Origin of the sequence: Herbaspirillum sp., from assembly GCF_035644555.1 — a bacterium.
Lineage (GTDB): Bacteria > Pseudomonadota > Gammaproteobacteria > Burkholderiales > Burkholderiaceae_D > Herbaspirillum.
The window spans coordinates 1-1,720 of sequence record NZ_DASQOH010000060.1; the positions used below are offsets into that span (position 1 = coordinate 1).

At 62.4% G+C, this 1,720-nt stretch carries 2 protein-coding genes; both read left to right on the top strand.

Going from position 1 to position 1,720, the window contains the following annotated elements; genetic code table 11:
- The coding region (locus VE092_RS16925) for a DUF2345 domain-containing protein (RefSeq protein ID WP_324878738.1) at positions 1–517 on the top strand (517 nt) is incomplete at its 5' end.
- 45 nt (positions 518–562) lie between these two features.
- A partial coding sequence (locus VE092_RS16930; RefSeq protein ID WP_414653506.1) for a phospholipase D-like domain-containing protein occupies positions 563–1,720 on the top strand: 1,158 nt, incomplete at its 3' end.

Here is a 1,720-nt window from a genome sequence, read left to right on the forward strand (position 1 = left end):
CGCCAATCGCATCAGCATCACCGCCAAGGAAGAAGTCCTCATCAATGGCGGGGGCAGTTACATGCGCTTCAATGCGGGCGGCATCGAACAAGGCACCAGCGGCAATTGGCAGGCGCATGCAGCGCAGTACAACCTGGATGGTCCCGCCAACGGCCCCCAGGTGAGCTTGCCGGAGCCGGTCAAGTTGGAGGAACTCAAGCAGAAGCAAAGCCTAGCCTTCCTGCTGCGTTCGCACTCGATGCCGGGCCGGATCTTCGCGCACGAACCGTATGCCCTCTACAAGGACGGTGCCAAAGTGGCCGACGGCATGACCGACGGACGTGGACAGCTGGTCGTCAAGGATCACGTCTCTGGTACCACCGATTACGTCGTCAAGTTGAGCAACGGCCATGAGTTCGAATTGCCGGTCAAGGCCGCGCTGGATTCGGAGGACGACATCCTGGCCGCGCGTGGCTATCGCGCCGCTGACGAGGACGTACAAGACCGCCAGCGCAACCGAGAGTTCAGGGAAGGCTGATCCAGCCCGCCTTTTTGATCCACCCCTTATTCATCCAGGCGCATCATGCCCACCACCCACCGCAAATCCCGCGTCCCCCTCAGTGAAGCCTCGCCCATCAGCTGGGGCAGTGTGCAATGGCTGCTCGAAAGCGAGCACGACCGGCACAGCCCCATCCACCGCTGCAACAAGTTGACCATGCTCTACTGCGGCGAGGAAGGCTTTCGCAGCATCCTCAACGACATCAAGCAAGCCCGCGCCAGCGTGGAGATCATCTGTTGGGGCTTCGACCCGGCCATGGAGCTGGAGCGTGAACGAGGTCAATGGCCACGTGGCGAGAGCTGGGGCGGTCTGCTGCGCAATGTCGCCGCAGGCCGCTACAACGGCGGCAAGCCGGTGCAGGTGCGGCTGTTGTCGTGGTACGGCTTCATCGGCAGCTCGCTGGCCAAGAACATGCCGGGGTTCCGGCAGTCCGGCCCTTATGAGCCCAACGTGAGCAACCTGTACCGCATGGGCAGGCAAGAAAAGTTGCCCCCGTCGGCCGACGATCCCCAGGGCATGCGCCAAGCCTTCAACGCCCAGTGGTACCGCGAAGCCGAGCAGGGCCTGATCGAGAATCTGAGTCTGCGCATTCGCGATGGCGACGTCAGTGCGGTACTGGGCAGTTTGTCCGAAGAGCCCGGCAAGCGCGGCCTGCTGGAGACCGTCGGCATGGCCGTGGTCGCCACGGATCACCAGAAGACCATTCTCATCGATTACGAACACGAAGGCGGTGTGCATGCAGTTGGCTATGTGATGGGTCTGAACTCGGTGACCGACTACTGGGATACCGAGGAGCACCTCTTTTACGATCCACGCCGCGGCGAGTCGTGGGAGGGTGGCACCAAGGATGGCCGACCTGGCCTCAAGCCCTACCAGGACTATGCCTGCCGCATCCAGGGCGAGGCGCTGGTGGGTATCAGCAAGAACTTCACCGATGCCTGGAACCGCGCCAAGGGGCGAGGGACCCCGCTCAAGCGTGAGCACGACGTGCATCGGCCGCCTCCTGGCCTGTGGGAACCCCTGAGAGGCCAGGCCACGGTTAATGCCCAGATCGTGCGCACCCAGCCGGAAGAAGGCGACAAGACCATCAAGCGCCTGTATCGCCAGGCCAGCAGCTTTGCGCGCAGTTACCTGTATGTGGAAAACCAGTATTTCCAGTACACCGAGTGGGCACAGGAACTC